Genomic DNA, 25,111 nt, shown 5'->3' on the forward strand with positions numbered 1-25,111 from the left:
TCAAGTGGGGGTCTTGACCTGGCTGAGGGCCCTGAGCTTGCGCCGACGCTTGACCCGCAACATGCCGGTGTAGCGGCGGTGGTTTTTTGAGTTGAGGACCAGGACATAGATCAAGGCCGAGATGAGCGTGGATAGGTTGAGCAGCGTAGGTGGGTGACTGGCGAGATAACCGGTCGCCAATAGAATATTCACGATTGCCACGAGCATGAGTACTCGGGCCGCATAACGAAACCCTTGGCATAGCATTATTTGCCCAGTGTTAAAAACTAGGCAAAGCGTCATGCCGGTCGCAAAAGCATATTCATTGGGCAAGTGATGGCTTTCTGCGTAGTACGCCAGGCTAAGTGACATGTTGGCGGCGATATTGTTGAGACTAAGCAATAGAGCACCGCCGAACGACGGCAAGAATCGATAGGCGTAACGGCGCCATATCCGGTACTCGCGCAGAGGGTCGGTGTCATCAGTCATGGCTGTCGAACTCCTCATACAGGGCAATAATCATGTGGCTGATATTCCCTGACAGCGCGCTGCCAGTAACCGATAGGGTCGCTCCGATTTGATCTTTGATTTGAGTGAGGATGTCCTGGCGTAATTGTGGATTGCTATACCGTTTGGGTAACTCCCCGGCCAGTTGTTTCAGCCGGACGATTTCGAATGGGTGGCGGGGATTTTTAAGCCGCAGGATTTCGTCCGTTAACGCTGCCCGTTCCTGACGGCTCATGGCCCGCAGGATGTCCGTCATGTGGCGCCCCGTCGAACGCCGTATGGCCAACACTGATTTGACCGCTGCGAAGCTGCTGGAGCCTGCTCCCACAAGTGAGATGCCGTCTAAGGCAAGCGTCGTTGCCTGATACCACCTTAACGTGTCGTAGTGATCATTTTGGGCGGGATTGATTAACTCGTTTCGGGTCCTCCATAAACTGTTCAAACACTGTGCCCCACTGACCGCTGTCCCGACAAAAGCGATGTAGGTCAATACTAGGCTCGCACCTAGGGTAAATGGCGCTGCCGCAATACCCGTTTTCGCCACGATGTAGCTAATCACAGCTCCGCCGCAGGAAATCGCCATCCCCGATGCCTCCTTCCATAGCTGTGATTCACGCGGGGAACTTGCCGCCAGTTCTGCATATTCGTCGGCAGTCTTAATAGGCCCGGCCGCCTCGCGCAAAATCACCCGTTTGGGCTTGATACTGCACAGCGGCACAAACTCGCGTAACACTGTTACCTGATAGTCGCTGCCGATATGCACCACTCCAGCACCAACGATGCCGGGGTCGGCGTCGATGGTTCGATAGAGTTCGGGCAGGTCCAACAGACTCATGAGTCGTTGACGGGTGGTGGAGTGTGCATCCGGCACACCGCTACGCAGGAAATCGCTTGGCATCCTTTCACCGGTGAGTCGATAGAGGTGAAAGAGCCTGGGGAATAGTTCCCGGTTTTTATGTCAGGCCGTTCGCTATGTTTTGTAGGATCATGCCTGCCAGTTATCTGATGCTTTTGAGTCGGTGAATTGACGTCAAATTGCCACTAATGGCCCTCTGATAATTAATCAACTGTCCAAGAATTATTCTCGCTACAATCGCCCGCTTTGCCACTTGGCACGGGCGTTTCGGGTCCGTTGCCCACGAGAAGTCCCATGCTTATCGGTAGCTATTCCCCTTCGCTGGTCGCGATCTCGCTGTTTGTCGCGATCCTCGCTTCCTACACCGCCCTGGACCTTACCGGCCGCATCGCGACCGCCAAGGGGCGCGCTGTGTATTTATGGATAGCCGGCGGGGCCATGGCGATGGGGGTAGGCGTCTGGTCCATGCACTTTATCGGCATGCTGGCGCTGCGCCTGCCGTTTGCCTTGGGCTTTGATATCGGTATCACCGCGCTGTCGTTGTTGATCGCGGTATTGTCCTGCGGCTTTGCATTATGGCTGGTCAGCCAAGCGCGTTTGCCTGCCTGGCAACTGGCGTTTGGCGCGCTGGTCATGGGCAGCGGTATTGCCACCATGCACTACACCGGCATGGCCGCGATGCGCATGACGCCGGGCATCGACTATGACCCCACGCTATTTGGCCTATCGTTGCTGATCGCGGTGGTGGCGTCCGGCGCCGCGCTGTTGATTGCGTTCAACCTGCGCCGCAACACGCCTTACGTACGCCTGGCCCGTGGTGGTGCGGCGGTGGTGATGGGCTTTGCAATCGTCGGCATGCATTACACCGGCATGGCGGCCGCACGCTTTGCCGATGAAAGCTACTGCGCCGCCGTGCTGGACGGTTTGAGTGGCAAGGGCCTGGATAACCTGGTGTTGGTGACGACCCTGGCGGTACTGTCCATCGCGTTGCTGACGTCGTTGCTCGACGCGCGCCTGGAAGCCCGCACTGCGGTGCTCGCCGACTCACTGACCCAAGCCAACCAGGAACTGACCCACCTGGCCCTGCACGATATGCTCACCGGCCTGCCCAATCGCACCTTGCTGGCCGATCGTATTCAACAGGCCATCGAGGCGGTAAAGGAGCAGGGCGGTTGCTTTGCCCTGATGTTCATCGACCTGGATGGCTTCAAGCCGGTCAACGATGCTTTTGGCCATCACATGGGCGACCAGTTGTTGCGCGAAGTCGGCCTGCGCCTGCGTGAAGACCTGCGCAGTCACGACACCCTGGCGCGCATCGGCGGCGATGAGTTTGTATTGCTGGTGCAGTTGACCCAGCCCGACGATGCCCTCGGCCTTGCCGAACGCCAGGTGGTGCTGATCAACCGCGCGTTCCAGGTGGCCGAGCATGAGCTGAAGATTTCCGCCAGCGTCGGCATCGCCATGTTCCCGGGCAATGGCAACACCCCCCAGGAACTGCTGATGAACGCCGACGCCGCCATGTACCATGCCAAGGGCATGGGCAAGAACGGCTACAGCTTCTTTGATGTGTCGATGAACACCAATGCGCGCAAGCAATTGCAGCTGCTGCAAGACCTGCGCAATGCCCTTGAGCACGAGCAGTTCCGGCTGTATTACCAGCCCAAGTTTGATGCGATCAGTGGGATCCCGGTGGGCGCCGAAGCGCTGGTGCGCTGGGAGCATCCGCAACAAGGCTTGTTGTTGCCGGCGACCTTTATCGAACTGGCGGAAAAAACCGGCCTGATCATCCCCATCGGCGAATGGGTGCTCAATGAAGCCTGTCGCCAAATGAGCCTGTGGTACGCCCAGGGTTATGAGCACTGGCGCATTGCGGTGAACTTGTCGGCGTTGCAGTTTTGCCACGCCGGGCTGGTCAACAGCGTGGCCGGCGCCCTGGCGCGGCACCGGTTGCCGGCCAACAGCCTGACCCTGGAAATCACCGAAACCACCGCGATGAGCGATGCCGATGCGAGCATGACGGTGTTGCAGCAGCTGTCGGACATGGGCGTGGACCTGTCCATCGACGATTTCGGCACGGGCTACTCCAGCCTGATGTATCTCAAGCGCCTGCCGGCCAACGAGTTGAAGATCGACCGTGGTTTTGTGCGTGACCTGGAGCATGACAGCGACGACGCCGCCATCGTGTCTGCCATTGTTGCCTTGGGCCAGGCGCTGGGGCTGCGAATCGTCGCTGAAGGTGTGGAAACCGATGTGCAGCAGAGTTTTCTCACACGGTTGGGGTGTAACTCCCTGCAAGGCTACCTGCTCGGCCACCCGTTGCCGGCGGACGGTTTCATGGACCATATCCAGCGCGGTGAAGACGCAGCGGCGCCTGACAAAAGCCGTGCGTGACGGTTAGTATCGGATCCAACCCTAAACACCAGGTTGGATCAGGAGACCGCACGCATGGACAAAGTCCTCATCATCACCGGGGGAAGCCGTGGTATCGGCGCCGAGACGGCATTGCTGGCTGCCCGCGAGGGCTATCGCCTCTGCATCAACTATCACTCCGATGAAAAAGCCGCCCACAGCGTGCTCGAGCAGGTTCGCGGCCTCGGTGCCCAGGCGATTGCGGTGCGCGCGGATGTCAGTATCGAAGATGAAGTGATTGCGCTGTTTCATCGTGTGGACGCCGAACTGGGCCGGGTCACCGCGTTGGTGAACAATGCCGGCACCGTGGGCCACAAGTCGCGGGTGGATGAGATGTCCGAGTTCCGCATCCTGAACATTCTCAAGACCAATGTGCTCGGCCCGATCCTGTGCGCCAAACACGCGGTGCTGCGGATGTCGCCCAAGCATGGCGGGCAGGGCGGCAGTATCGTCAATGTGTCGTCGGTGGCCGCACGCCTGGGTTCGCCGGGTGAATACGTCGACTACGCCGCATCCAAGGGCGCACTCGACACCTTCACCCTGGGCCTGTCCAAAGAAGTGGCGGGCGAGGGCATCCGCGTCAATGCGGTGCGCCCCGGCTACATCTTCACCGACTTCCATGCCCTGAGCGGCGACCCGGACCGGGTCAGCAAGCTCGAATCCGGTATTCCCATGGCCCGTGGCGGGCGGCCGGATGAAGTGGCGGAAGCGATTATCTGGCTGCTGTCGGACAAGGCTTCGTATGCCACGGGGACTTTTCTGGATTTGGGTGGCGGTCGCTAGTGATGCAGTGCCTGCACCGGCGCCATCGGGGGCTTGCCCCCGATGGCGTCAGAAAGCGCAACGCCATCACTCAAAACGACCGCACAATCCGCCCCAACGTCTCCATCGCCTTCTCCGAGGCCTCGGTCCACGGGCTGCCGTAGTTCAGGCGAATACAGTTGCGAAAGCGCTGGGTCGCCGAAAAGATCGGCCCCGGCGCAATGCTGATGCCTTGCGCCAGGGCCATCTGGAACAACTTCAACGAATCGGTCTGCTCCGGCAATTCCAACCACAGGAAATACCCGCCGGCCGGCTGGCTCACCCGTGTCTGCGCCGGGAAGTAGCGGGCGATCGCCGCCAGCATGGCGCTTTGCTGTTCTTCCAGGGCATAACGCAGTTTGCGTAAATGCCGGTCATAGCCGCCGTGTTGCAGGTAGTCGGCAATCGCCGCTTGCGCCGGCATCGAGGGGCACAGTGAGGTCATCAGCTTCAAGCGCTCGACCTTCTGGGCGTAGCGCCCGGCCGCCACCCAGCCGACGCGATAGCCCGGCGCCAGGCTCTTGGCGAAGGAGCCGCAGTGCATCACCAGGCCTTCGGTGTCGAAGGCCTTGGCCGGCTTGGGTGCCTGCTGCCCGTAGTACAACTCGGCGTACACGTCGTCCTCGATCAACGGCACCTGATGGCTGCGCAATAACTCGACCAGCGCCTGCTTCTTTGCTTCCGGCAATGTCGCGCCCATGGGGTTCTGGAAGCTGGTCATGGTCCAGCAGGCCTTGATCGGGTAGCGCTCCAGGGTTTGCGCCAGGGCACCCAGGTCGATGCCGTCGCGCGGGTGCACGGGGATTTCCACCGCCTTGAGCTTCAGGCGTTCCAGCACTTGCAGGCAGGCGTAGAACGCCGGGGCCTCGATCGCCACCAGGTCGCCCGGTTCGGTGACCGCCTGCAGGCACAGGTTCAACGCTTCCAGGGCGCCGTTGGTGATCAGCAGCTCCTCCATGGGCAGCATCAGGCCGCCGACCATATAGCGCAGGGCAATCTGCCGACGCAGTTGCGGGTTGCCCGGCGACATGTCGGTGACCACCAGGCGCGGGTCCATCTCGCGGCTGGCGCTGGCCAGGGAGCGGGCCAGGCGCGGCAGCGGGAACAGCATGGGGCTGGGGAAGGCCGAGCCGAAGGGCACGGTGTTGGGGTCTTTGATCGAATCGAGTACCGAGAACACCAGTTCGCTGACATCGACTTCGGTGGACTCATGCACCTGCTCGCTCACCACCGGTTCGGAGAACGGGCTGGGTGCATGGGTGTTGACGAAATAGCCGGAGCGCGGCCGTGCCCGGATCAGCCCGCGACGCTCCAACAGGTAGTAGGCCTGGAACACCGTGGACGGGCTGACGCCATAGGTCTGGCTGGCATAGCGCACCGACGGCACACGCTGGCCGGGGCCGAGCACGCCGGAGCGGATCAGTTCTGCGATGTCGTCGGCGAATTTTTCGTAGCGTTTCATGTTGGCCTTAAACAAATAGGTAATATGAGTGCAGCCCCTCTCACATTTGATCTGCATCATTTTCGACAGCGAGGTCTCAGCGGTTCAGTGGTGCCACAAAGCGACTGTCGGCGGCGCTGTAGATCCACGGCTCGTCCACATCCGAAACCTTGAAGCGCACTGTCTGCGAGCTGCTCGCCGGCTTGTCGGCCAGCAACGCCACCGACACCGGCACATCGACGATTTCCCCCGGTGCCAGGCTGATCTCGGTCTTGCCTTGCAGTTGGAAACCCTGCGCATCCAGCAGCTCCACCCGATATTCCTGGCGCTGCTGTGTCTTGTTGATGACCTTGAGGCTGTAGATGTTTTCGATCTGGCCCTGGGCGTTCTCGCGGAACATGCCACGGTCCTTGGTCACGTCCAGCGATACCATCGGCCGCTCCAGCAGTGCCACCACCAACGCCGCAATCATCACCAGCAGCACCGCACTGTAGCCGATCAGGCGCGGCCTGAGCAGGTGGGTCTTGCCGCCTTGCAGTTGATGCTCGGAGGTGTAGCTCACCAAGCCCCGCGCATAGCCCATCTTGTCCATGATCGAATCGCAGGCGTCGATGCACGCCGCACAGCCGATGCATTCCATTTGCAGGCCGTCGCGGATGTCGATGCCGGTGGGGCAGACCTGCACGCACAGCTGGCAGTCAATACAGTCGCCCAGGCCGACAGCGGCCGGCGTGACCTCGCGTTTACGCGGGCCGCGATGCTCGCCACGGGCGCTATCGTAGGAAATGGTCAGGGTGTCTTTATCGAACATCACGCTCTGGAACCGCGCATACGGACACATGTGCATGCACACCGCTTCACGCAGCCAGCCGGCGTTGATGTAGGTGGCGGCGGTAAAAAACAGCACCCAGAACAGACTCACGCCGCCCATTTGCCAGGTCAGCAGTTCGGCGGCCAGGGGGCGGATCGGCGTGAAGTAGCCGACAAAGGTCAGCCCGGTGAGCACGCTGATGCCCAGCCACAACGTGTGTTTGGCCGAGCGTCGCGCGAGTTTGTTCAGGCTCCAGGGCGCCGCTTGCAGCTTGATACGCTGGTTGCGCTCGCCCTCGGTGACCTTTTCGCACCACATGAACAGCCAGGTAAACGAGCTTTGCGGACAGGTGTAGCCACACCACACGCGGCCGGCGAACACCGTAATCGCAAACAGGCCGAAGGCACAGATGATCAGCAACGCCGATAACAGGATGAAATCCTGGGGCCAGAAGGTGGCGCCGAAAATATGGAATTTGCTTTCGGCCAAGTCCCACAGCACGGCTTGCCGCCCACCCCAGTTCAGCCACACCGTGCCGAAAAACGCCAGGAACAGAAAGCCCGCGCCAACCACGCGCAAGGTGCGGAACAGGCCGGTGAAACTGCGGGTATGGATCAGGTTATCGCTGGATTTGGCCTTCACCTTCTTTGGGTGCATCGGCTCAAAGGTTTCCACGGTTGGGATTCGTTCGCTCATGGTCGTTCGCTCATCAGCCTCCATCAGGCCGATGAACTATGCGCGCCGGTCTGTTTGCGTAACAGACTCAGGTATGGCGATAAAAAGCGGATCAGATGGGCTCTGGCCAGGGGCCTGCGTCAATGTGCTGCACCCCATGGCGCGTGAGGTGCAGGCAAATCTGACGCGTGCTGATACAGATCAATTAAATCAGCGAACCAGGTTCTTCAGCCTTTACATGTTGGCGCCCATCATGGGCACCTGCCACCGTCAGGGCGTCGGCCTCGGCCTCGGTGATATAGATCCGCTCGGCCGCCAGTTCCACGTACGACATGGATTTGTCGGTGTCGGTAACGATATGGACGCGGGTCGCCGGCACGCTCTGTTCCTGGCCATTGTCATCGAGCATGAAGTAGCACAGTTGGTTTTCGATACGCAGGGGCATGCCGGTCTCCTTTTTCATGGGGTATGAAGGTTAGGGGGCAGCAAGGTGTGTGGGTTCAAGGCAACTGACTGGCGGTCGCCGCTGTCCATCCTTTATCCATAAATAAAGGACAGCATCCATGGACGCCTGGTGGCACGAAGTGTGGCAAACCCTGCAGGCCGAATTCGCCGACCTTGGCGACGCGAAACAGCTCACTCAAATCACTGTTCGCCTGCTGATCGCAGCGCTGTTGGGCGGCATCCTCGGGTTTGAGCGCGAGCACAAGGGCAAGGCTGCCGGTGTGCGCACCCATATGCTGGTGGCAATGGGCGCCGCATTGTTTGTGCTGGTACCGCAGATGTCTGGCAATCAGGCGGATGCCATGAGTCGTGTGGTCCAGGGGGTGATCGCGGGGATTGGTTTCCTCGGCGCAGGGACGATCCTCAAGGGCAAGGAAGACGAAGAGGGCCAGCACGTCAAAGGCCTGACCACCGCTGCCGGGTTATGGATGACCGCCGCCATTGGGGTGGCGGCGGGAATGGGCCGCGAGTCGACGGCGGTGTTGAGTACGCTGTTGGCATTGGCGGTGTTCAGCGTGATGCCCAGGATTGTCAAATCATTGGAAAAGGAGCCCTGATTAAAAGGAAATCTTCGCTACTTGAGTGGACGAATTACCCGCGTTGGGATTGGCGGTGTCAGGTCCCCGGGAGGCGTGACCAATGCCTGAGGGCGAACGTAGGGCGTCGAGGTTATTCTTCGTCAACAAGCCGCCGAGATCAGAGAAGGACTTGGCTGTTGAGTCAATGTTGGAAAACTTTTGCTGGAGGTTGTCCAGGGCGATGTCGTTTGCGAGGAGGGTGTTCAGCACACCATCGCTTCCATCGGCGTCAATTAATCTTGTCAAATTATTCAGGGCCTGCAGTTCCAATAGATTTATCTGGTGCTTTGTTACCGCGTTCTTGGCCGAGCTCAGGCTTGGGGCAAGTTGGTCTTTTCCGAGTTTATGCCCGATGGTTTCAAGGACTTGTGCGTTAGCTTGAGCGTTAGCGCCCTGCAACATTGAGCGGAGATTGGCTGGGCTCAATGTCGAACGGGTCAGATCAATAATTTCACGGGATTCCTTAGAGTGGGGGTTGCGCATGATCCGATTGAGGTTGGTGGGGGTCAGTAAGGCGTTAACGTCGTTCAGGCTGCTGTGCGCCTGTGTTGCGTCCAGTGAGGGTGCCAGGGGGGTGGATGCACTTGCCGGGTAAGACGACGCTTGTGGGGCGCGGTCTGGTTGAGGAAGTTGAGAAAGAGGCGAAGTGTGCTGGGGGGAGATGATTGACATAAGTATCCTCGCGATCAGATGAATTGTCGTAACGCTACGTCCCTGGATATCGGACGAAGCGTTTACGCGAGGTGAGTATAAAAACCAATGGAGTAACGTTCTTTCAGCCGTAGTTTCCAGATTGTGCAGGAAGCTTCTGTTTTGTTTGTGGTCCGCTCGCGGGGGGACAGCTTTTTTTGTCGAGCGAACCTCAAGCCTCATCGAGTCTTTCAGACAATTACCGGTGGCATGGTCGTCGGCGGTTCTTCCACGGGGGGCGGTTCATTTTCCGGCGGTTCCTTCTCGGGAATGGGTTGCGGTTCTGTAGGCGGCAGGGTCGGGTTGTCGATATTCGGGTCCGGGGTTTCAGCCGGGATCGGGATATTCATCGGTGTGGCCTCCTTTGTGCTTTGCTCTAGCGGTGGACATCCACCGGGGCCAATTGATTCCCCGCCCAATGGCGGAACATCCAGCTGAACTTTTAACCTTGGCCCAGGCTCGGACCTATAGCGGCCCTGCTCAGGGAGAGCGCTGCCGTATCGGAATTCGGATCAAGCAAAGAGCGTCCACAGGGCGTAAGGGGAAGATGCTCGATGACTGCTGAAACACTGGCTCCAGAAGACTCCATATTGCCGCTGTCCCAGGCGCTGTTGCTGCCCAGGATCGCGATTGAAAGCACTTCACCCGTGATCGACGGCGGCGAATTTGCCGTGAAGGCCGTGGTGGGCCAGCGGGTCAACGTCACCAGCAAGGTATTCGCCGATGGCCACGACAAGCTGGCCGTATTGATCCGTTGGCGCCCGCTGCATGACGAAAGCTGGCACAGCGTGGTCATGAACGACGTGGGCAACAATGGCTGGGAAGGGGCGTTTACCGTCACCGTCCAGGGCCCTCACGAATACTGCATCGAGGCCTGGATCGATACCTTTGCCAGCTTCTGCTATGAACTGCGCAAAAAACATGAAGCCGGCGTGCCGGTCAGCCTGGAGTTGCAGGAAGGCCGCAGCCTGGTGCTGCAGGCCGCGGAGCGCAGCGACAACGAACTACGCGACCGCCTGATGCTGTTGCACCACGAACTCTCCGGTTTGCTGGAAACCGAGCAGGTCGCGCTGTTTTTGCACGAAGACAGTGCACACCTGATGACCCAGGCCGACCACCGCGCCTACTTGAGCATCAGCACCGTCTACCCGATTGATGTGGAGCGCGAGGCGGCGCAGTTCGCCAGTTGGTACGAGCTGTTTCCCCGTTCGATCACCGACGATCCGGCCCGCCACGGTACCTTCAACGACGTGCACTCGCGCTTGTCGATGATCCATGACATGGGGTTCGACGTGCTGTACTTCCCGCCGATCCACCCGATCGGGCGCAGCCACCGCAAAGGCAAGAACAATTCCCTGACCGCAGGCCCCGACGATCCGGGCAGCCCCTATGCCATCGGCAGCGAGGAGGGCGGCCACGAGGCCATCCACCCGCAGTTGGGCAGCCGTGATGACTTCCGGCGCCTGGTCAAGGCCGCCGCCGAGCATGGCCTGGAGATCGCCCTGGATTTCGCCATCCAGTGCTCCCAGGACCACCCGTGGCTCAAAGAGCACCCGGGCTGGTTCAACTGGCGCCCGGACGGCACGATCAAATATGCCGAGAACCCGCCGAAGAAGTACCAGGACATCGTCAACGTCGACTTCTATGCCGCGGATGCGATCCCGGGCCTGTGGACCGAGCTGCGTGACATCGTGGTGGGCTGGGTGGAAGAGGGCGTGAAGACCTTTCGCGTCGACAATCCCCACACCAAGCCGCTGCCCTTTTGGCAGTGGCTGATCGCCGATGTACGGGCAAAGTATCCCGAGGTGATCTTCCTCGCCGAAGCCTTCACCACCCCGGCGATGATGGCGCGTCTGGGCAAGGTCGGTTACTCCCAGAGCTATACCTACTTCACTTGGCGCAATACCAAGGCCGAACTGGCCGAATACCTGGCGCAATTGAACGAGTCGCCGTGGCGCGAATGCTACCGGCCGAACTTCTTCGTCAACACGCCGGATATCAACCCAGGCTTCCTGCATGAATCCGGGCGCCCAGGTTTCTTGATCCGCGCCGCGCTGGCCACCATGGGGTCGGGCCTGTGGGGCATGTATTCGGGGTTTGAGCTGTGTGAAGCGGCTCCGGTGCCGGGCAAAGAGGAATACCTGGACTCGGAGAAATACGAGATTCGTCCTCGGGACTTCACCGCACCCGGCAATATCATCGCCGAGATCGCCCAGCTCAACCGCATCCGCCGCCAAAACCCGGCCTTGCAGACCCACCTGGGGCTGAAGCTCTACAACGCCTGGAACGACAATATCCTGTACTTCGGCAAGCGCAGCGAGGATGGCAGCAACTTCATTCTCGTAGCGGTCAACCTCGATCCGTTCAATGCCCAGGAGGCCCACTTCGAGTTGCCGTTGTGGGAATTGGGCCTGCCGGACGATGCGCACACCCAGGGTGAAGACCTGATGAACGGCCATCGCTGGACCTGGTATGGCAAGACCCAGTGGACGCGGCTGGAGCCGCAGATGCCGTTCGGGATCTGGCGCATCAGCACCTCTTGAGCCTGGTGAGGAGCAACATGTGGGAGGGGGGCAAGCCCCCTACCACATTGACCAGGTTCAGTCTGCACGATTTTTCGAGTATTTCAGGAGTTTCCAATGGCGAAGAAACCCAAGGCTGCCACCTTCATCAAAGACCCGCTCTGGTACAAGGACGCGGTGATCTACCAGGTTCACGTCAAATCCTATTTCGACTCCAACAACGACGGCATCGGTGACTTTCCCGGCCTGATCGCCAAGCTCGACTACATCGCCGACCTGGGTGTCAACACCATCTGGCTGCTGCCGTTCTACCCCTCGCCACGCCGCGATGACGGCTATGACATTGCCGAATACCGGGGCGTGCACAGCGACTACGGAACCATGGCCGATGCCCGGCGCTTTATCGCCGAAGCCCACAAGCGCGGGTTGCGGGTCATCACTGAGCTGGTGATCAACCACACCTCCGATCAGCACCCGTGGTTCCAGAGGGCACGCAAGGCCAAGCCGGGCTCGGCGGCGCGGGACTTCTACGTGTGGTCCGATGACGATCAGAAATACGACGGCACCCGCATCATTTTCCTCGACACCGAAAAGTCCAACTGGACCTGGGACCCGGTCGCCGGCCAGTACTTCTGGCACCGCTTCTATTCCCACCAGCCGGACCTCAATTTCGACAACCCGCAGGTGATGAAAGCCGTGCTGTCGGTGATGCGCTACTGGCTGGACATGGGCATCGACGGCCTGCGCCTGGACGCCATCCCCTACCTGATCGAGCGCGATGGCACCAACAACGAAAACCTGCCGGAAACCCACGACGTCCTCAAGCAGATCCGCGCCGAGATCGACGCCCATTACCCCGACCGCATGCTGCTCGCCGAGGCCAACCAGTGGCCGGAAGACACGCAGCTGTATTTCGGCGACCGCAAGGGCGATGACGGCGATGAATGCCACATGGCGTTCCACTTCCCGCTGATGCCGCGCATGTACATGGCGCTGGCCCAGGAGGATCGCTTCCCGATCACCGATATCCTGCGCCAGACCCCGGAGATCCCCGCCAATTGCCAATGGGCGATCTTCCTGCGCAACCACGATGAGCTGACCCTGGAAATGGTCACCGATAAAGAGCGCGACTACCTGTGGAACTACTACGCCGCTGACCGTCGCGCACGCATCAACCTGGGCATTCGCCGGCGCCTCGCGCCCTTGATGGAGCGTGATCGCCGCCGTGTGGAGTTGCTCAACAGCCTGCTGCTGTCGATGCCTGGCACGCCGACCCTGTATTACGGCGACGAAATCGGCATGGGCGACAATATCTATCTCGGCGACCGTGATGGCGTGCGCACGCCGATGCAATGGTCCATTGACCGCAACGGCGGTTTCTCCCGCGCCGACCCGGCCAGCCTGGTGCTGCCACCGATCATGGATCCGCAATACGGCTACCTGTCGGTCAACGTCGAAACCCAGGCCCAGGACCCGCACTCACTGTTGAACTGGACCCGCCGCATGCTGGCGGTGCGCAAGCAGTCCAAGGCGTTTGGGCGCGGCAGCCTGAAAATGCTCTCCCCAAGCAATCGCCGCATCCTGGCGTATACCCGCGAATTCACCGGCGAAGACGGGCGCAACGAAATCATCCTGTGTGTGGCCAACGTCTCGCGCAGCGCCCAGGCGGCTGAGCTGGACCTGTCGGCCTTTGCCGGCATGGTTCCGGTGGAGATGCTCGGCGGCAATGCGTTCCCGCCCATCGGCCAACTGAATTTCCTGCTGACCCTGGCGCCGTATGGCTTCTATTGGTTCGTGCTGGCGGCGGAAAACCAGATGCCCAGCTGGCACGTGGAGCCGGCGCAAAGCATGCCGGACTTCACCACCCTGGTGCTGAAAAAACGCATGGAAGAGCTGCTCGACGAACCGTGCCGCACCACCCTCGAACAGACCTCGCTGCCCGCCTGGCTGCCCAAGCGCCGTTGGTTTGCCGGCAAGGACACCGCCATCGACAGCGTGCGCATCGCCTACGGTGTGCGCTTTGGCGACCCGCAGCACCCGGTCTTGCTCAGCGAGCTGGAAGTGACCGCCGGTGGCCAGGTCAGCCGTTATCAGCTGCCGTTCGGTTTTCTTGGCGAAGATCAGTTCACCAGCGCCTTGCCGCAACAGTTGGCCCTGGCCCGCGTACGGCGGGTGCGTCAGGTGGGCCTGGTGACGGACGCCTTCAGCCTGGAGCACTTTATTCGCGCGGTGATCCAAGGCCTGCAGGCCGGTACCGTGTTAAACGGCAGCGACGGCGACCTGCGTTTTGAAGCCACGCCACACTTGGACACGCTGCAACTGACGGACGAGTCGCCGGTGCGTTACTTGTCTGCCGAGCAGTCCAACAGCTCGGTGGTGGTGGGCGAGAGCCTGGTGCTCAAGCTGATCCGCAAAGTCAGCGCCGGGGTGCACCCCGAGCTGGAAATGAGCGCCTACCTGACGCAGGCGGGTTATCCGAATATCTCGCCGCTGATGGGCTCGGTGATTCGCCATGATGGCGCCGGCCAGGACAACCTGCTGATGATCGCCCAGGGCTACTTGAGCAACCAGGGTGACGCATGGAGCTGGACCCAGAACAACCTGGAACGTGCCATTCGCGATGAACTGGCCGAGGCCATCTCCGAACAGGAACAGCATTACAACGCACTGGGCGAGCTGGCGGACTTCGCCGGGCTGCTCGGCCAGCGCCTGGGTGAAATGCACGGGGTGCTGGGGGCCAAAACGACCAATAAGGACTTCAAGCCCGAACCGACCAGCGCCAAGGATACCCAAGCCTGGGCCAAGGACGTTGGTGCGCAGATCGACCGTGCATTGCAATTGCTCAAGCTGCATCAAAGCCAATTGAACCCTGCCGATCAGGCGCTGGTCAGTGAATTGCTGGCGCAGAAAAAAGCCATCGGCGCGCATGTCCAGGCGCTGGCGAAAGCCACCTTAGGCGGGCTGCGCATTCGCGTCCACGGTGACTTGCACCTGGGCCAGGTGCTGGTGGTGAAGGGCGATGCCTACCTGATCGACTTTGAAGGCGAACCGGCGCGGCCGCTGCATGAACGGCGCGGCAAGCACAGCCCGTATAAAGATGTGAGCGGCGTGTTGCGCTCCTTTGACTACGCGGCGGCCATGGCCTTGAACGTACAAGGGGTGGATCACTCGCCCGCAGCGGACCAGGCGCGCAGGCGCGTGACCGATCGCTACCTGAAAGAGGCCCGCCAGGCATTTATCCAGGCTTATCAGGCCGCTGCGTCTACACTGGCGCATGACTGGCAGGATGCCAAGGGCCAGGACGCCGCGCTGACGTTGTTCAGCCTGGAGAAGGCCGCGTATGAGGTAGCGTACGAAGCGGAAAACCGCCCGACCTGGTTGCCGGTGCCCCTGCAGGGCTTGCACGGGTTGTTGAGCGGGATTACATCTAAATCGAACACTGCACGCGGTGGGGAGACGTCATGAGCTTTATGAGTAAAGAACCGCTGCAACCGAAGTTGACAGCCATGCCGGCGTCCAAGGACGTCGAAGCGCTGGTGCGCGCCGAGCACCACGACCCGTTTTCCATTCTCGGGCCACACGATGACGAGCAGGGCGGCCAATTTATCCGCGCGTTCCTGCCGGAAGCCTTGAGTGTCCAGGTGCTGAGCCGCGATGGCGGTGAACAGATCGGCAGCCTGGATGCGACCCAGGTGCCGGGCCTGTTCGTCGGGCAGTTCAACACCCGCCAGGCGTACTTGCTGAAAATCCAGTGGGCCGGTGGCGAGCAGATCACCGAAGACCCTTACAGCTTCCAGCAACTGTTGCTGGGGGAGATGGACCTGTACCTGTTCGCCGAAGGCAACCACCGTGACCTCAGCAGTTGCCTGGGGGCCCAGGTGACCAACGTCGATGGCGTAGACGGCGTGCGTTTTGCCGTGTGGGCACCGAATGCGCGGCGGGTTTCGGTGGTGGGAGACTTCAATATCTGGGACGGCCGCCGCCACCCAATGCGCCTGCGGCATCCGTCGGGCGTGTGGGAGATCTTCATTCCACGCCTGCAACCTGGCGCCGCCTACAAGTACGAAATCCTCGGTGCCCACGGGATTCTGCCGCTCAAGGCCGACCCGATGGCGCTGGCGACCCAGTTGCCACCCGATACCGCCTCGAAAGTCGCCGCGCCGTTGCAGGTGGACTGGCAGGACCACGAGTGGATGCAAGCGCGGGTCGAGCGCCAGAAGGCCACGGCGCCGCTGTCGATCTACGAGCTGCACGTGGGCTCCTGGCAGTGCGAGCTGGACGAGGCCGGCGAAGTGGCGCGCCAATACACCTGGCGCGAGCTGGCCGAGCGGTTGGTGCCGTATGTGCAGCAACTGGGCTTCACCCACGTTGAATTGATGCCGATCATGGAACACCCGTTCGGCGGTTCGTGGGGTTACCAGGCGCTTTCACAGTTCGCACCGACGGCGCGTTTTGGCTCGCCGGAGGACTTCGCCTATTTTATCAACGCGCTCCATCAGGCCGATATCGGCGTGATCCTCGACTGGGTGCCGGCGCATTTCCCTACCGACACCCATGGCCTGGCGCAATTCGACGGCACTGCGTTGTATGAATACGCCAACCCGCTGGAAGGCTTCCACCAGGACTGGGACACGCTGATCTACAACCTGGGCCGCACTGAGGTCCACGGCTTCATGCTGGCCTCGGCGCTGCATTGGCTCAAACACTTCCACATTGACGGGCTGCGGGTGGATGCGGTGGCGTCGATGCTGTACCGCGACTATTCGCGCAAGGCCGGCGAATGGGTGCCCAACCGCCATGGCGGGCGCGAGAACCTGGAAGCCATCGATTTCCTGCGCCACTTGAACGACGTGGTGGCACTGGAAGCGCCCGGCGCCCTGGTGATCGCCGAAGAGTCCACCGCCTGGCCCGGCGTCAGCCAGCCCACCCAACAGGGTGGCCTGGGCTTCAACTACAAGTGGAACATGGGCTGGATGCACGATTCTTTGCATTACATCCAGCAGGATCCGGTCTATCGCGCCCATCACCATAACGAGTTGAGCTTCGGCCTGGTGTATGCGTGGTCCGAGCGCTTCATCCTGCCGATTTCCCACGATGAAGTGGTGCACGGCAAGCACTCGCTGATCGACAAGATGCCCGGCGACCGTTGGCAGAAGTTTGCCAACCTGCGCGCCTACCTGGCGTTCATGTGGATGCATCCGGGCAAGAAGCTGCTGTTCATGGGCTGCGAATTCGGCCAGTGGCGCGAGTGGAACCACGACCAGCAACTGGACTGGTACTTGCTGCAGTACGCCGAGCACAAAGGCGTGCAAAAGCTGGTGGGTGACTTGAATCGCCTGTATCGCGAAGAGCCGGCCCTGCACGAGCAGGATGATGCGCCTCAGGGTTTCCAGTGGCTGATCGGCGACGACGCGATCAACAGCGTCTACGCCTGGCTGCGCTGGAGCAAGGACGGCAAGCCGGTGCTGGTGGTGGCCAATTTCACCCCGGTGCCCCGTGAGGCCTACAAGGTGGGCGTACCGTTTGGTGGGCGTTGGAGCGAGGTGATCAACAGTGACGCCGATACCTACGCGGGTTCCAATTACGGCAATGGCGGTGGCGTGTTCACCGAGGATGAGCCACGCCATGGGCAACCGGTGTCACTGTCGTTGAACCTGCCGCCGTTGGGGGTGCTGATTTTGCGGCCTGACGGGAGTTAAAGGCTCTACCCTGCTGGATTCAGTTGTCCACGCTGGTGGCAGGGTGCCACAATGGCGCCTTTGTCATGGCAGTCGAATCAGGCGAATTTCATGAATGGCCTTGGGCATGGGCGGGACCAGGATTGCTTTATAGAGGCACAGGTGCGAACCGACCGTTTGCACCAGTTGTTTCGCCAGTCATTTGCAGCCATTTTCGGCAGCTACATGGCAGCCGCCATGCTCTGCTGGCTGTGCTGGGAGCGCTTCGATCACACGTTGATGCTGGTGTGGCTGGTGGTGTTGGGCGCGTCGTCGCTGCTGCGGGTCAAGATGTTCCTGGACTGGTTCCGCTGCCCCAACAGCGAACGCACCCCGGACCGCTGGGAGCGCCGCTACTGGGTCACGCTGGTACTGTCCGCGGGCATTTGGGGGGCTGGGGCACTCGCGCTGATGCCCCCCGATGATCGGTTGTCCCAGGCGCTGGTGATGCTGTTCACCGTGGGGATGTCGGTCAGTGCGGTGTCGTGTTATTCGGCCTATCGCTATATGACCCTGGTGTCCATCGGCCTGGTGTTGCTGCCGTGCACCCTGTGGCTGTTGTTCCAGCCCACATCGATGCAAGTGGGCATCGGCATCGCGGTCCTGGTGTTTTCCACGTTTGTGGCCAGTGCCACGCGCAAATTGTCCGATGCACTGGAGAAAGCCTTTCGCCTGACCCGGCAAATGGAACGGGCCCATAACATCTCGACCCGTGCCGCACAGACCGATGAGCTGACCGGCCTGATGAACCGCCGGGCGTTTTTCGAACATGCGCAATTGCTGTATGCGCAATGCCGTCATAACCAGCAGCCGCTGTGCGTGCTGATGATGGACATGGACCACTTCAAGCAAATCAACGACACCTATGGGCACCAGGCCGGCGATCAGGTCTTGCGCCAGATTGGCGGGGTGATCAGTGCGTCGTTCCGCAAGGCCGATGTGTATGGTCGCTTGGGCGGCGAAGAGTTTGCCGTGTTGTTGCCCAATACGTCGTTGGACACCGCGCGCACTATTGCCGAGGACCTGATCAAGGCTATCGCCGGTTTGGCCGCCGAGCCGGTCAAGGGGCTGTCAGCCAGCCTTGGGGTGGCGTTCACCCATGCCGTGGACGAGGACCTGCACGGCCTGATGAACAGCGCCGACAAAGCGCTGTACCGGGCCAAGGCATTGGGCCGCAACCAGGTGGCCGTGGCGGAGTAGGGCGCGGCTCAGTCCTTGTGCATGGCCTTGATCAATACCCGCGAAACCTGCTCGGCAGAGTAAGGCTTGGGCAGGAACTCGAAGCCGTCATAGCCATTGTCTGCCAGCTCTTCGCTGTAGCCCGAGGTCAGTATCACCGGCAGGTCCGCTCGACGCTGGCGCAACAGCTTGGCCATGGCGACCCCGGTGATACCGGGCATGACCACGTCGGAGAAGATCACATCGAAGGCCCTCCCATCGTGCCCGGCAAGGGTCAGGGCCTGTTCGGCATCGGTCACCCAGGTGGCCTGGTAGCCCAGGTCTTGAAGAATCTGGCTGGCAAACCGCCCGATCTCCAGATTGTCCTCCACAATCAGCACCCGGCACTGTGATGTGTCGTGGGACGAAGCCGGCGCTTCCTCGCAGGGGAGTGGCAGTGCTGCTTCGGCTTCGACCTGGGGCAGATACAAGGTGAATACGCTGCCTTGGCCGGGCGTGCTGGTCACATCGATATTGCCCCCCGACTGCTTGGCGAAGCCGAAGACCTGCGACAGGCCCAGGCCGGTGCCTTTACCCACCGCCTTGGTGGTGAAGAACGGCTCGAAAATGCGTTCGACGGTGTCTTCGGGAATGCCGGGGCCGGTATCGGCGAGCGAAATGGCGACATACGCCTTACCCGACCCGGCGTCGCCGCGAATATGGGGCAACGGCTGTGCCCCGAGGACTTTCAGGGTCAGGGTGCCCTGGCCCTCCATTGCGTCCCGTGCATTGAGGGCGATGTTGATCAGTGCGGTTTCAAACTGGCTGGCATCGATCCGCGCAAAACACGGCTGCGAAGGCATCTCGACACGTACATGAATGCGCGCGCCTGTGACGCTCTCCAGCATCTCGCCGATGTTCTGAACGCGCTGGCCCACGTCGAAGACTTCCGGGTTCAGCGGTTGGCGGCGGGCAAAGGCGAGCAATTGGCTGGTCAACTTGCTGGCCCGCTCTACGGTATCCGCCACTGCGCCCATATAGCGCTGGCGACGCTGCTCCGACAGGTCTGGCTGACGCAGGAAGTCCACCGATGAGCGGATGATCGTCAGCAGGTTGTTGAAGTCATGGGCCACGCCGCCGGTGAGTTGGCCGATGGCTTCGAGTTTCTGCGACTGGCGCAGCGCGGCTTCGGCCTTGGCCAGCGCCAGGGTGCGTTCTTCGACGCGCTGTTCGAGAGTGGTGTTCAGTTCGGCATAGGCCGCCAGGCCCTTGCGCACATCGGCATCGGCACGCACGCGCTCGATATGCGCCCAGGAGCGCTCGGTGACTTCCCGCAACAGGGCCAGGTCGTAGGGTGACCAGGGGCGTGGGCTTTTGTCATGGACGGCCATCAGGGCGGTCAGGCGACCGTTCTTGATCAGCGGCATGCAGATCGTCGCCGTCACCCCCAGGGCCTGGAAGGTGGCGGACTCTGCGGGCGGCAACTCGCGCAGATTGTCGTGGATCACCAGGGGGTCGCCGGCGCGCAGGCATTTGACGGCCATCTCGCCGAACGCTGCCAGGCTGTAGCGGCCAATGATGCTGGGCGAGCCGGGCGCGGTCCAATTGTCTCGAATGGTAAAGCCGTCTTCATCGGCGTCCATGTCGGCGTAGGCGCAATTGCTCACCTGCAGGTGCTCGGCCAGCAACCGGGTGGTGCTGGTCATGATGGCTTCGGCATCGACGGCGTTGACCACCGCGTTGCCGATGGCGTCCAGCACCGCCAGGCGGCGTGCCAGGAACACCGTGGAGGTGGTCTCGGTGACGGTGTCGAGCATGCCGACCACCTTGCCTTGGGGATCGCGGATCGGGCTGTAGCAGAAGGTGAAGTACGCCTGCTCCCGCCTCGGGCCGCGTTCAATCACCAGGGGGAAGTTTTCGATATAGGTGGCGTGGCCCTCGAAGGCGGCGTTGGCGATGTGGCTGACGTCATCCCACACCTCGGCCCACACTTCGTTGAACGGGCGCCCCAACGCGTAGGGCTTGCTGCCCAGGATCGGGATAAACGCATCGTTGTAGAGCGTGATCAGTTGCGGGCCCCAGACAATCGCCTGGGGAAAGCTGGAGGCGAAGCACAGCGCCACGGTGGTCTTTAACACGTCCGGCCACTGTTCCAGCGGTCCTAGGGGCGTACTGGCCCAATCATGCTGACGTACTTGCTCAGCCATGTCGCTGCTGCTTTGCAGCCAATTCATCATTGGGAGAACACCTTGTATTCCGGAATCTTCAACGCGCCCGCAAGGATGTGGCGTAAAGCTACAGACCTGTCTGGTCGCTGCCAGTTCAGCACGATTATCCGCTAGATGGCATTTTGATGCTGTATTCGTTTGAAAGAGCGAAGGGCCGGGGGGTGGGCGATTGCCCAACCCTTATTGCGTGCCGAATAAAGCGGTCCAGTAGATGCCCGCGTCACTCTTCGGGTCCATGGCATAGGCTGCGCCCAATTCGCGAAACTGCGGGTTCATCAGGTTGGCGCAATGACCCGGGCTGGCGAGCCAGCCGTCGACCACCTTGCGCGGGGTGTCCAGGCCGGCGGCGATGTTTTCGCCGATGTTTTTCGCGATATACCCGGCCAGTTCCGCGCGGTCGCCAGGCGTGCGGCCGTCGTGGTCCAGGTGGTCGAAGAAATTGCCGTTGGCCATGTTGCGCGTGTGGCTGTTGGCGGCCCCGGCCAACGCCTCGTTCCACGACAATGGCGTGGTCGCGGTAAACGCCTGGGTGCCGCATTGGCGCGGTTGCGTGCGGGCGGCATTGATCAGGTCGAGCAGCTTGCGGCCTTCGGTTTGCCAATCGCCCAGGCCGCTGGACAGCAACGGGCGGGCCAGCACGATGCGCCAGTCCTGGCCGCTGTTGCTCACGCCGATGTCGACGAATTGCGGGTCCAGCACCACCCGGCAGAAACTCTCGCGCACGGCTTTCATGGCTGCCTGGGCGTCCTTGGGCCCGGACAGGCTGATGGCCTGCACATTGACCATCGGGTACGCGGCCCGGGCCAGGGCCTGCTGCAGGTCGCCGACGTTATTGGCCGGCAGCACCAGCCGTGTATCGTTGGCCAACGGTGGCAGTTCCTGGGAACCCTGGTCGCCGCAGCGCTGCACCTGGCTGCGGTACTCGTTGATCTGTTGCACCAACTGACTTTCTTCATTCGCCATCGCGCTGGCGCAGAACACCGTACTGGCGGCCAGCGTCGTAAGACCCATCATCAATGACAGAACGCGCATGGACGTTACCCTTGAGCTTGAAAGTGCCCATGATGCGCGATGTAACCCCGTCTGGCGCAACGCCTTTTTTGTTTTTTTGCCTCAACGGGCATTCTGTGGGGCATTCACGGCGCGGATGCGGCCCGCTGTCATCGCGGTGGCCAGCAGGATCAAGCCCACGGCGACGGTGAAAGTCGCATGCAGGCCACTGGTCACGGATTGCGCGGTGGCGCGGGTGACATCCGGGGTCGCCCAGGCGAACACCGCCCCCAGGGCCGAGGTACCGAAGATCAGCCCGATATTGCGTGACAGGTTGAGCAAGCCTGCGACCGTACCTCGGCGCGCACCGTCTACATCGCACATCACCGCAGTATTGTTGGCGGCCTGGAACAGGCTATAGCCCGTCGTCAGAATCACCAGCCCCCCAAGGTAGGCGATCAATCCCGAGGCCAACGACAATAGTAATGCGCCGCAAACCAGGATGCCCAACCCGGCGAAAGTCATAAGGCGCCAGCCGTGGCGGTCGGTGAGGCGCCCCGCCGGTACACCGCTGAGCGCCGCGACACAGGGCCCGACGGCCATGGCCAGGCCCATCCATTGCGGGTCCAGCCCCAGCCCCTTGGACAGGTAGAAAGGGCCGACCACAAAGGTTGCCATGATCACCGCCGCTACTAACGCACTCATCGCGAGACTCGTGCGCAATGATGCTTCCTTCAACGGTGACCAGACGCTGGAAGGTGAGCCTGCTTGGCGTCGATCAACCGGCAAGTAGCGCCACGCGAGGCTGGCCGTGAGTAACCCCAAGGGCATGCCCACCAGAAACAGCGCGCGCCAGCCCCACACACTGAGCAATAACCCGCCAGCGGCGGGGCCCATGGCGGTACCGACGGCTGACATTGTGCCCAGCAGGCCCATCACCCGGCCGGTGCGTTCCTTGGGCACCGTGTCGCCGACCATCCCCAGCGCCATGGCCATCATGCTCGCCGCGCCCAAGCCCTGCAGGAGGCGTGCGGCAATCAGCCAGCCCAGCGAGGGCGCGCCTGCACACAGCCCACTGCCCAGCGCAAACAGCAGCAGCCCGGCGAGCAACAGCCGGCGACGGCCCAGGCGATCGCCCATTCGGCCGGCCATGACAATCACCGCCGTGATCGCCATCAGGTAGGCGAGCACCACCCACTGCACGGCATGAAACGACGCATCGAATGCCTGTACCAGGCTGGGCAGGCCGACATTGGCGATGCTGGTGCCGAGGGCGGCGAGCAACATGGACAGCGACAGGCTGGCAAGGCCGCCCCGTGAAGACGTATGCATGGAAGATTCCTTGGGTGGACGCAACTGTCACAAATCTACGACCTCGCCTAACATGGCGGAAGACGCAGGGTTTGCAGTTAATACCTGCGTCAAACGCCTGCTAAGGAGCGCCCATGCCCGACTTTAATCTGCTGATCACCCTGGATGTCTTGCTGGCCGAAGGCAGTGTCGCCCGAGCGGCCAAGCGCTTGCAGTTGAGCCCCTCGGCCATGAGCCGGGCGCTGGCGCGCTTGCGTGAGACCACCGGCGATCCGCTGTTGGTCCGCGCCGGGCGCGGGCTGGTGCCGACGCCGCGGGCGCAGGCATTGCGTGAGCAGGTCAGCCGCCTGGTGCAGGACGCCCACGCAGTGCTGCGCCCGGCACACGCCCTGGACCTGGCCCAGGTGGAGCGCACGTTCACCTTGCGCACCAGTGAAGAGTTCGTCGAAAACTTCGGTCCCGCGTTGCTGGCGCGCATCGCGCGGGAGGCGCCTGGTGTACGCCTGCGTTTCGTCAGCAAGACCGACAAGGACAGCACGTTGCTGCGCGAAGGCAGCGTCGACCTGGAGACCGGTGTGGTCGACCCCGACGCCAGCCCCGAAGTGCTGACCCAGGCGCTGTTTCGCGACCGTTTGATTGGCGTGGTGCGCAGCGGCCATCCCCTGAGCCAGGGCGACATCAGTGCCGAGCGGTTTGCCCTGGGGCGGCACGTCTATGTCTCGCGGCGCGGGCAGGAGCGCGGCCAGATCGACGATGGGCTTGAAGCCCTGGGCTTGACGCGGCAGATCGGCACCATCGTCGCCGGGTTCGCCACGGCCATCGCCCTGGCCCGCGACACCGACCTGATTGCCAGCGTGCCCGAACGCTACACCGCCCATCAGCGCGAAGGCCTTTACAGCTTTGCGTTGCCGTTGACGCTGGCACCGTTCACCGTGGCGATGCTCTGGCATCCGCGGCTGGATGCCGACCTGGCCCACCGCTGGTTGCGCGGGTGCGTGCGTGAGGTGTGCGGGCACTGAACGGCCTGCAACAGGTACAATCGCCGCTGCCTTGACGCGAAACCCAGGAATCTGCATGTTCAGCCTTACCCGCTACACCACTCCGTGCCCCGAGCCCATCAATGCCCAGATCCTGCAGATGGTGGTGGACAACCTCACCGACATCAGCAGCGTCGCACTGCCGCCGAGCAACCTGCTCTATAACATTTACCAATACGCCATCGGCTTTGAGGTGCACCTGTACCTGGAGGCAGTGGGCGGGTCGAAGGGGATTGCCGTTGAGTTGATCGTGGCGATGCTCGAGGAGCAGGTGATTGGCTTTTGCCTGTATCTGCCGGTGAAGGATGATCCTGAGGCCTGTGGCATCGCCTTCATGGCGGTGCAGGCTGGTTTCCGGCGCCAGGGTGTGGCGCGCGGGATGATGGCGGACGTGCTGGCGCGCTATCCCCATGCGGAGTTGGCCTGTGCCGTGGAGAAGGTAGCGGCCTTCGAGGCCATGGGGTTTGAAGTGCGGGGTGCGCGGGGCACCCAGGTGTTGATGAATACCCGGGACTACGGCACCGATGGCTTGATGGGCGTGTTGGATGTGGCGGCGATCTACAGTTCGCTGGAGGTACGCCAGATCCATACCTACCTGCTGCAAAAACATGGCAAGCGGGCGATGGTGGACGCCGAGAAACAGCGTGATCGGCACCTCGATCAACTGGCCCGCAAGGTCCAGCTGTTTGTGGCAGGGCGTTAGCCTGGCCTGGTTGGCTTTTTTTGTAGTGAGCGGGCTTCTGTGGTGAGCTTGCCTCTGTGGTGAGCGGGCTTGTTGTGGTGAGCGGGCTTCTGTGGTGAGCGGGCTTGCCCCGCGCTGGGCTGCGAAGCGGCCCCAGAAACAGCCCCGGAGCTGCCTGGCACACTGCAGCGCTCTTGTTGGGGCCGCTTCGCAGC

At 61.7% G+C, this 25,111-nt stretch carries 19 protein-coding genes; 9 read left to right on the forward strand and 10 right to left on the reverse strand.

From position 1 onward, the window contains the following. Window positions 1–468: a hypothetical protein gene (locus J1N02_RS27805; RefSeq protein ID WP_414887707.1), complete on the reverse strand. Its 468-nt coding sequence runs from the start codon at window positions 466–468 to the stop codon at window positions 1–3. Then, on the reverse strand, window positions 461–1,321 hold the full coding sequence (locus tag J1N02_RS27810; protein WP_227432282.1) for an NAD synthetase: 861 nt from the start codon (window positions 1,319–1,321) through the stop codon (window positions 461–463). The genes J1N02_RS27805 and J1N02_RS27810 overlap by 8 nt, the downstream gene beginning before the upstream one ends. Window positions 1,322–1,636: 315 nt before the next feature. Between J1N02_RS27810 and J1N02_RS27815 the strand changes: the two genes are divergently transcribed. Together J1N02_RS27815 and J1N02_RS27820 are read left to right on the forward strand one after the other, a co-directional pair. Continuing rightward, window positions 1,637–3,733: a putative bifunctional diguanylate cyclase/phosphodiesterase gene (locus tag J1N02_RS27815; RefSeq protein ID WP_421148067.1), complete on the forward strand. Its 2,097-nt coding sequence runs from the start codon at window positions 1,637–1,639 to the stop codon at window positions 3,731–3,733. Window positions 3,734–3,787: 54 nt separating this feature from the next. Further along, complete coding sequence (locus tag J1N02_RS27820; RefSeq protein WP_027606391.1) at window positions 3,788–4,534, forward strand: SDR family oxidoreductase; 747 nt, start codon at window positions 3,788–3,790, stop codon at window positions 4,532–4,534. A 70-nt stretch (window positions 4,535–4,604) separates the two neighbouring features. Here the strand turns inward: J1N02_RS27820 and mapR are convergent, their stop codons facing one another. The 3 genes from mapR to J1N02_RS27835 all read right to left on the reverse strand — a co-directional run bounded on the left by mapR (window position 4,605) and on the right by J1N02_RS27835 (window position 7,924). Next, the gene (gene mapR, locus J1N02_RS27825) at window positions 4,605–6,014 is read right to left on the reverse strand and encodes a GntR family transcriptional regulator MpaR (protein ID WP_027606390.1); all 1,410 of its coding nucleotides are present in this window, start codon (window positions 6,012–6,014) and stop codon (window positions 4,605–4,607) included. Window positions 6,015–6,090: 76 nt separating this feature from the next. Beyond that, window positions 6,091–7,500: a cytochrome c oxidase accessory protein CcoG gene (gene ccoG / locus J1N02_RS27830; RefSeq protein ID WP_092357859.1), complete on the reverse strand. Its 1,410-nt coding sequence runs from the start codon at window positions 7,498–7,500 to the stop codon at window positions 6,091–6,093. 184 nt (window positions 7,501–7,684) lie between these two features. Continuing rightward, window positions 7,685–7,924 (reverse strand): DUF3203 family protein, encoded by a 240-nt coding sequence (locus J1N02_RS27835; RefSeq protein WP_027606388.1) that lies wholly within the window; start codon window positions 7,922–7,924, stop codon window positions 7,685–7,687. A 118-nt stretch (window positions 7,925–8,042) separates the two neighbouring features. Between J1N02_RS27835 and J1N02_RS27840 the strand changes: the two genes are divergently transcribed. Beyond that, complete coding sequence (locus tag J1N02_RS27840) at window positions 8,043–8,540, forward strand: MgtC/SapB family protein (RefSeq protein WP_027606387.1); 498 nt, start codon at window positions 8,043–8,045, stop codon at window positions 8,538–8,540. On the opposite strand, the gene J1N02_RS27845 is transcribed toward J1N02_RS27840, so the two are convergent. Then, window positions 8,541–9,233, reverse strand: coding sequence for a hypothetical protein (locus J1N02_RS27845; protein ID WP_133822140.1), 693 nt, complete (start codon window positions 9,231–9,233; stop codon window positions 8,541–8,543). Between the two features lie 209 nt (window positions 9,234–9,442). Then, window positions 9,443–9,601: a hypothetical protein gene (locus tag J1N02_RS27850; protein WP_166655319.1), complete on the reverse strand. Its 159-nt coding sequence runs from the start codon at window positions 9,599–9,601 to the stop codon at window positions 9,443–9,445. Window positions 9,602–9,805: 204 nt separating this feature from the next. Between J1N02_RS27850 and J1N02_RS27855 the strand changes: the two genes are divergently transcribed. The 4 genes from J1N02_RS27855 to J1N02_RS27870 all read left to right on the forward strand — a co-directional run bounded on the left by J1N02_RS27855 (window position 9,806) and on the right by J1N02_RS27870 (window position 18,690). Further along, window positions 9,806–11,794 (forward strand): alpha-1,4-glucan--maltose-1-phosphate maltosyltransferase, encoded by a 1,989-nt coding sequence (locus tag J1N02_RS27855; RefSeq protein ID WP_027606385.1) that lies wholly within the window; start codon window positions 9,806–9,808, stop codon window positions 11,792–11,794. Between the two features lie 96 nt (window positions 11,795–11,890). Next, on the forward strand, window positions 11,891–15,238 hold the full coding sequence (gene treS, locus J1N02_RS27860; RefSeq protein ID WP_098479668.1) for a maltose alpha-D-glucosyltransferase: 3,348 nt from the start codon (window positions 11,891–11,893) through the stop codon (window positions 15,236–15,238). Then, complete coding sequence (glgB, locus tag J1N02_RS27865; protein ID WP_368962037.1) at window positions 15,235–17,472, forward strand: 1,4-alpha-glucan branching protein GlgB; 2,238 nt, start codon at window positions 15,235–15,237, stop codon at window positions 17,470–17,472. Before treS ends, glgB begins: the two co-directional genes overlap by 4 nt. A 51-nt stretch (window positions 17,473–17,523) precedes the next feature. Continuing rightward, the gene (locus J1N02_RS27870) at window positions 17,524–18,690 is read left to right on the forward strand and encodes a GGDEF domain-containing protein (RefSeq protein ID WP_027606382.1); all 1,167 of its coding nucleotides are present in this window, start codon (window positions 17,524–17,526) and stop codon (window positions 18,688–18,690) included. Between the two features lie 8 nt (window positions 18,691–18,698). On the opposite strand, the gene J1N02_RS27875 is transcribed toward J1N02_RS27870, so the two are convergent. The 3 genes from J1N02_RS27875 to J1N02_RS27885 all read right to left on the reverse strand — a co-directional run bounded on the left by J1N02_RS27875 (window position 18,699) and on the right by J1N02_RS27885 (window position 23,198). Further along, window positions 18,699–20,885: a hybrid sensor histidine kinase/response regulator gene (locus tag J1N02_RS27875; RefSeq protein ID WP_098479666.1), complete on the reverse strand. Its 2,187-nt coding sequence runs from the start codon at window positions 20,883–20,885 to the stop codon at window positions 18,699–18,701. Between the two features lie 171 nt (window positions 20,886–21,056). Beyond that, the gene (locus tag J1N02_RS27880; RefSeq protein WP_027606380.1) at window positions 21,057–21,908 is read right to left on the reverse strand and encodes a CAP domain-containing protein; all 852 of its coding nucleotides are present in this window, start codon (window positions 21,906–21,908) and stop codon (window positions 21,057–21,059) included. 81 nt (window positions 21,909–21,989) lie between these two features. Beyond that, window positions 21,990–23,198, reverse strand: coding sequence for an MFS transporter (locus J1N02_RS27885; protein ID WP_027606379.1), 1,209 nt, complete (start codon window positions 23,196–23,198; stop codon window positions 21,990–21,992). Between the two features lie 113 nt (window positions 23,199–23,311). Between J1N02_RS27885 and J1N02_RS27890 the strand changes: the two genes are divergently transcribed. Continuing rightward, entirely contained in the window at window positions 23,312–24,196 is an 885-nt protein-coding gene (locus J1N02_RS27890) for a LysR family transcriptional regulator (protein WP_368962033.1), read from the forward strand. Between the two features lie 55 nt (window positions 24,197–24,251). Then, complete coding sequence (locus J1N02_RS27895; protein ID WP_027606377.1) at window positions 24,252–24,917, forward strand: GNAT family N-acetyltransferase; 666 nt, start codon at window positions 24,252–24,254, stop codon at window positions 24,915–24,917. Window positions 24,918–25,111: the final 194 nt, after the last annotated feature.

This window comes from Pseudomonas sp. NFX5, assembly GCF_049132125.1.
GTDB lineage: Bacteria > Pseudomonadota > Gammaproteobacteria > Pseudomonadales > Pseudomonadaceae > Aquipseudomonas > Aquipseudomonas marginalis.